Below are 6,504 nucleotides of genomic sequence, written 5' to 3'. Positions count from 1 at the left end.
GGTGTCAACGATGTTTCCTACATTATTCTGGACTGCATGGATGAGATGCGGCTGATTCAGCCCAATTCCAACGTGCAGATCAGCCGGAAAAATCCTCAGAAATTCCTCAAGCGTGCCTGCGAGATTGCCCGAGAGGGCTGGGGACAGCCTGCGTTCTACAATACGGAGGCCATTATTCAGGAGCTGATGAACGCTGGAAAGTCTCTGGCGGATGCGCGGAAAGGCGGCTGCTCTGGCTGCGTGGAAACCGGTGCATTCGGCAATGAAGCCTATATTTTACAAGGTTACTTCAATCTGCCTAAAGTATTTGAGCTGGCCCTGTACAACGGCGTAGATCAAAAGACTGGCAAGCAGCTAGGCCCCCAAACTGGCGACGCGCGGAACTTCGCGACCTTTGATGAACTGTGGGATGCCTACACCAAGCAGATTGACTATTTCCTGAATATCAAGATTCGCGGCTCCAACGTAATCGAGCAACTTTTCGCCCGCTATATGCCCGTGCCATTCCTATCAATCTTGACTAACGACTGCATTGCGCGGGGGGAGGACTATAACGCCGGCGGTGCCCGATACAACACCAGTGTCATTCAGGGCGTAGGAACCGGCACCATCGCGGACAGTCTGACCGCAGTGAAGTACAACGTCTACGACCAGAAGAAGTTTACCATAGATGACCTGCTCAAGGCTATGAAGGTCAACTTCGTGGGTTATGAAAACATATTGAATCTGGTGAAAAACAAGACCCCAAAGTACGGCAATGACGACGATTACGCCGATGATTCGATGAAAAAGGTATTTAATTACTTCGTGGACAATGTTTCCGCCCGTCCCAATATGAGAGGCGGCTTGTACCGCGTAGATATGCTTCCAACGACCTGTCATGTGTACTTCGGTCAGGTCATGATCGCCAGCGCAAGCGGCCGTCTGGACGGGAAACCGGTCTCCGAGGGTATTTCCCCCGAGAAGGGTGCCGATATCAACGGGCCTACGGCTGTTATCAAGTCCTGCGCTAAGATGGATCATCTGAAGACCGGCGGCACTCTGCTCAACCAGAAATTCACCCCGGAGGCTCTGGCCGATGAGCGCGGAATCGACAATCTCGCAAACTACATTCGAACCTATTTTAATATGGATGGTCACCACGTTCAGTTTAATGTGGTACACCGTGAAGTACTTCTGGAGGCCCAGGAGAATCCCGAGGACTACAAGGACCTCATCGTCCGTGTGGCAGGTTACAGCGATCACTTCCGCAACCTCGATAAGCCTCTTCAGGACGAAATTATTGACCGAACAGAGCAGGCGTTCTAAAAAACAAGACCATTGCAAAGGGGGTGCGCTGGATGCGCGCTCCCTTTGCCTATATCACCTTCATGCTTTTTCCAAGGCGAATACATCGAACATTCAAGTTTACAGCAGGCACTATATGGTAGACCCGCTAATAAAACCTGTAAAGGAACGTTGATGGCGGGGTTGAGCATCGTTCCCATGGAAAAATTCTCCGCACAGGTGAAAGCTCCACGATTATAAAAGTAGCAACGGCTCTTGAGACAATGTACGCTGTCTCAAGAGCTGTTGGATTCCTCAGCAAGCCTTGGGCTTCTACATGGATGCTAGTAAAAAACACTCTGAAATCACATAACCCAGAGGTCATTTACTTGACTTCTGGGCTATTTATGTAGGGCTTTAATTGGGCGAAAATGAACTTATTCATCTAAATGGATACGAGGGAGCAAGCTTATATGTAACAGATTGCTGGTTTGACAGAAAAGAAGGTTGTCTCCTTCACGATTTTGAGCAAATTTCAGCACACCGCCCTACCTACTTTTTTAGCCAGCACGTTGTGTTATAATATTTGCAGATATACGACAATATGGAACGGAGGATTTTCATGCAGACAGATCGTCGGCTCATCGCCATTTACTCTCGAAAGTCCAAGTTTACCGGAAAGGGCGAGAGCATTGAAAACCAAATTGAGCTGTGCCGCCAGTATGTTCGGGTTCATCAGGACGACGATGCCGCAAACTCGGTCTTGATCTATGAGGATGAAGGCTTCTCCGGAGGCAACTTGGAGCGGCCCAAGTTTAAAAGGATGATGGCAGACGCGCGGGATGGAAAAATCTCCACCATTGTGGTTTACCGGCTCGACCGCATCAGCCGCAATATTGGAGATTTTGCCAAGCTGATCGAAGAGCTGAAAGATCTGAAGGTCTCTTTTGTGTCGATCCGGGAGCAGTTCGACACGGAGAATCCCATGGGGCGCGCCATGATGTACATTGCCTCCGTGTTTTCCCAACTGGAGCGGGAGACCATTGCCGAGCGCATTCGGGACAATATGCATGAGCTGGCAAAAACCGGCCGCTGGCTGGGCGGTGTGACACCCACGGGGTACGCCTCGGAGCAGGTGCAAAAGGTCATGGTGGATGGAAAAGTACGGAAGGCCTGCAAACTCAAGCTGATTCAGGCGGAAGCAGATGTCATTCAGGTGGTTTTTCAAATATTTTTGGAAACCAATTCCCTGACCAAAACGGATGCCTTTCTGCTGGAGCAGGGCTATCGGACGAAAAATGGCAAGCAGTTCACCCGGTTTGCCATCCGAAATATTTTGCAAAATCCCGTCTATATGATCGCAGATCAGGACGCCTACCGGTATTTGAAAGAACATGAGACCGACCTCTTTGCCTCGGAGGACGATTTTGACGGCATCCATGGACTGATGGTCTACAACCGAACCATTCAAAAACAGGGCAAGGCCAATCAGCTGCGTCCCATGCAGGAGTGGATTACCTCCGTGGGTCGTCACCCCGGCCTGATCCCGGGTACGCAGTGGATCAAAGCGCAACAGTTTTTAGGGCAGAACCGCAACAAAGGCTATCGCAAACCCCGCAGCAATGTGGCATTGCTGTCGGGACTGCTATATTGCGGAAAGTGCGGAGATTATATGCGCCCCAAGCTAACCAACCGCCAGACCGCGGACGGCGAAACTCTTTATACGTATATGTGCACCATGAAAGAGCGCAGTCGCTCCCATTGCTGTGACGTTAAGAATGTCAACGGCAATCTGTTGGATCAGACGATTCTATCCGAAATGAAAAAGCTCTCTGAGGACCACAGCGCCTTCATCGAGCGGTTAAAGGCCGGAAGAAAGGCGCTGTCGGGCAACCGCGAGGAGTACGATCTCCGTTTGGAGCAGTTAGCTCAGGAGCAACGGAGCAAGGAGAGCGAGATCAAGGCGCTGGTGTCCTCTCTGACAAAGGCGGCAGGAAGCGCTGCGGAGGAATATATTGTGGCGCAGATTGACGATCTTCACAAAGAGGTAGAGCAGTTCAAGCGCCATACCGAGAAGCTACAGCAGCTCACCGCCGGTCACGAATTGGCAGATTTGGAGTTCGATATCTTTCAGGAAATGCTCTCTTCCTTCAAAAACACCATAGACTCCATGACGGTGGAGGAGAAGCGGGTTGCCATCCGCACCTGTTTGAAGAAAATCGTCTGGGATGGCGAACATATCCATCTCTACCTCTTTGGCAGTGAGGGCGAGGTGGATTTGCCAAAGCTGGCGTGCAGAAACGAGCCGCTGAGAGAGAATAGCAAATGAGATTCTGATGTATTTCCGCAGCCAAAAAAAGCTTCAGGGCGACTTATCTCTTGCCGATTCCATTGACACGGACAAAGAGGGCAACGCCTTGCAGCTAATGGATGTGGTGGGTGTCAACGACACGATGTTGGATGACATACAGGACCGGGACGACGCGCTGCGTCTGCGCCGTCTTGTGGCGGAAACGCTGACTCGGCGCGAGGCAGAGATTATTCGCCTGCGGTACGGTCTGGGTGGCACGGTTCCCCTAACCCAGCGGGAAGTTGCCTCCTCTTTCGGAATCTCGCGGAGCTACGTATCACGCTTGGAGACAAAGGCGCTGGCAAAACTGCGGGAGGCGTTTCAGGGACGGGAATCGTAGCAGTGCCATTGCAAGTACGTATAATCCCTGTCCACCGGAGAGAACCCTAGTAACGAAATCCTCGTCGTCGGAAGCCAGAACCCCAAAGTGTTGATGCATCCCCCAGAGCAAAACTATGAAGTAACTTAAAAAACAAAAGTTCCAATGTAAAAAACACGGAAACTAGCGCCGGAAACGGCGCTTGTTTTTTTAATTCGCTGAAAATTTATTTTTTAATTGCATTTATAATAAAAGTCCTGTACAATACCGTCTTGATTAAGGTAGTACCTTTAAGTGATGTTACAACTAGAAGAGAGGTTATCGAAAGATGAATATTGGGAAAAAAATGCTGTCCCTTGTTCTGGCAATGTCAATGCTGACAATTATGACCACGGCCGTTTCCGCAAAAACCGCAAGCAAAACCGGCCCGGGCGATGTGACAGAGACTTCTGCATTTTCAACCGCCATTCAGTTTGTCTGGGAGCGGGGATACATGAACGGATACGGAGATGGAACCTTTCGTGCGGAAAACACGGTGACCCGGGCCCAGTTGTTTCAAACGCTTTATAATATTCAGGAAATGCCTTCCGTTTCCGGCATGAAGTCTTTTCAGGATGTTGCACCAAACGCATGGTACGCCTCTGCTGCCGCGTGGTCGAAAGACACCGGTCTGACAGAGGGCACATCCGCAGGATTCTCCGCAAATACAAAACTCAACCGCCAGCAGCTTGTCAAGGTGATGTGTGCTTATGCAGAGCTGACCGGCAAAACCCTGCAAAGCGGTGATTTGTCCGCCTATAAGGATGTGGATCAGGTGGCCTCCTATGCGCTGCCCTACATAAAAATGGCCGTGGGTTCCGGGATCATCAATGGTAGCGGAGACAAGCTGAATCCCGCCGGTGCGGTGACCCGGGGACAGTTGGCCCAGATTCTCTATAATTATTTCAGCAAAGCGGAAGATGCCTATACTAGTGCCAAGCGCCCGCTGCTGCTGGAAGGCGCCATGGGAATTGAAACGACCACAATGATCGAAGCGCTGACCAATCCGGTGGAATACACACTGGGCCAATATGATTATGTGGCGGGCACATACTGTGGCTACCCTGTGGTGGTCTGCCGAACCGAACAGGGGCAGGCCAATGCAGCCGCTTCCACAGCCCTTGCCATGGAATTTTTTAATCCTGTCGCGGTCATCAATCAGGGTACCTCCGGCGGACATGACCCGGCTCTGCACACCTATGACATCGTGATCGGCAAGCAGTCCTTTGACGGCAGCGCATGGAAATCGGGCGCCTCTGCCAAGGGAGCTGGTGTGGACTATAAAGACATTGAGTTGCAGGGCGTCTACGCTTATGATAAGACTGCCGGAGAATTTAAGCAGCAGGTCTACTATGATGCCGACGCCACATTGCTGGCTGCCGCCAATGCGGTCAAGGGCATGTACACGCAGGGTCGGGTTGTCGCTGGAATCATTGATTCCTGCGACGCCTGGAACAATCAGATTGACCGTATGCTGTATCTTTACGAAACCTTTGGCTCTTCCTGCGAGGAAATGGAAACCAATGCGGTTGCCCAGATCTGCAAGACTTACGACATTCCGTTTTTAGGCATCCGTGTTCTGTCCAATACCGGAATCTACGGCGAGAACTTCGACTGGAAAACCGGCACGGCCTGTCAAAGCTACGTCCTCAATGTGGCAAAGCAGTATATCACCTCCTATCTCAGCAGCGCCCCCACTTCCGTGACCGCCAACAGCCAAGCGGCCTCTCTGAATACCCAAAGCTATGATAAAACACAACGGCCCATCTTGCTGGAAGGCGCCATGGGCATTGAGACGACCACGATGATTAGCGCACTGAGCAATCCCACCTCCTACAAGCTGGGCAAGTGGGACTATGTCGCCGGCACCTACAATGGCTATCCGGTCGTGGTCTGCCGGACGGAACAGGGCCTTGCCAATACGGGAGCCTCCACTGCGCTTGCCATGGAATTTTTCAATCCCTCTGCGGTGATTGATCAGGGCACCTCCGGCGGCACGATCCGGCCCTGCACACCTATGACATTGTTCTGGGCAAGCGGACTGTCAACTATTCTGCCTGGAAAACCATTGCCTCCGCCAAGGGTTCGGGTGTGGACTACACCGCCTTTGAAATGAATGGGGTCTATGCCTATGACCGAGACGAAGCCACCTTTACACAGTCTGTCTATCATCATGCCGACCCAGCCCTGCTGAAGGCCGCCAACGCCGTTAAAAGCAGCTATAAAGACGGCTCCGTGGTGGAAGGGACCATCGGCACCTCCAACGAATGGAATAATCAGATTGACCGGATGCTCTATCTGAACAAAACGGTTGGAACCTCCTGCGAAGAAATGGAAACCGATGCCGCCGCGCAGATTTGTAGAACTTATCATGTCCCGTATCTGGGTGTGCGTATTTTGTCCAACACCGGAATTTACGGAGAAAATTTCGATTGGAAAACCGGTGCAGCCTGCCAAAACTATGTGCTCAGCATTGTCGGAGAGTACATCAGCAGCAACCTTAAATAACTTCGGAACAAGTGTGGGGCCA

General features: G+C 51.4%; 5 protein-coding genes. All 5 read left to right on the top strand.

Annotation, left to right across the window (positions count from 1 at the left end; all coding sequences use genetic code 11):
• On the top strand, positions 1 to 1,308 hold a 1,308-nt coding region (locus RT018_RS07805; RefSeq protein ID WP_312940787.1), incomplete at its 5' end, for a pyruvate formate lyase family protein.
• Positions 1,309 to 1,888: 580 nt separating this feature from the next.
• Entirely contained in the window at positions 1,889 to 3,595 is a 1,707-nt protein-coding gene (locus RT018_RS07800; RefSeq protein ID WP_312940785.1) for a recombinase family protein, read from the top strand.
• A gap of 7 nt (positions 3,596 to 3,602) precedes the next feature.
• Positions 3,603 to 3,956, top strand: a complete 354-nt coding sequence (locus tag RT018_RS07795) for a sigma-70 family RNA polymerase sigma factor (RefSeq protein ID WP_312940784.1) — start codon at positions 3,603 to 3,605, stop codon at positions 3,954 to 3,956.
• 307 nt (positions 3,957 to 4,263) lie between these two features.
• Entirely contained in the window at positions 4,264 to 6,090 is a 1,827-nt protein-coding gene (locus RT018_RS07790; RefSeq protein WP_312940783.1) for an S-layer homology domain-containing protein, read from the top strand.
• A complete protein-coding gene (locus RT018_RS07785; protein WP_312940842.1) occupies positions 5,982 to 6,482 on the top strand; it encodes a hypothetical protein in 501 nt (166 codons plus the stop codon). The genes RT018_RS07790 and RT018_RS07785 overlap by 109 nt, the downstream gene beginning before the upstream one ends.
• Positions 6,483 to 6,504: the final 22 nt, after the last annotated feature.

This window comes from Oscillibacter sp. (assembly GCF_032060045.1).
In the GTDB taxonomy this organism is placed as follows: domain Bacteria; phylum Bacillota; class Clostridia; order Oscillospirales; family Oscillospiraceae; genus Oscillibacter.
Note: the sequence above shows the minus strand (reverse complement) of the source record. Positions and strands in the feature narration are given on the sequence as shown.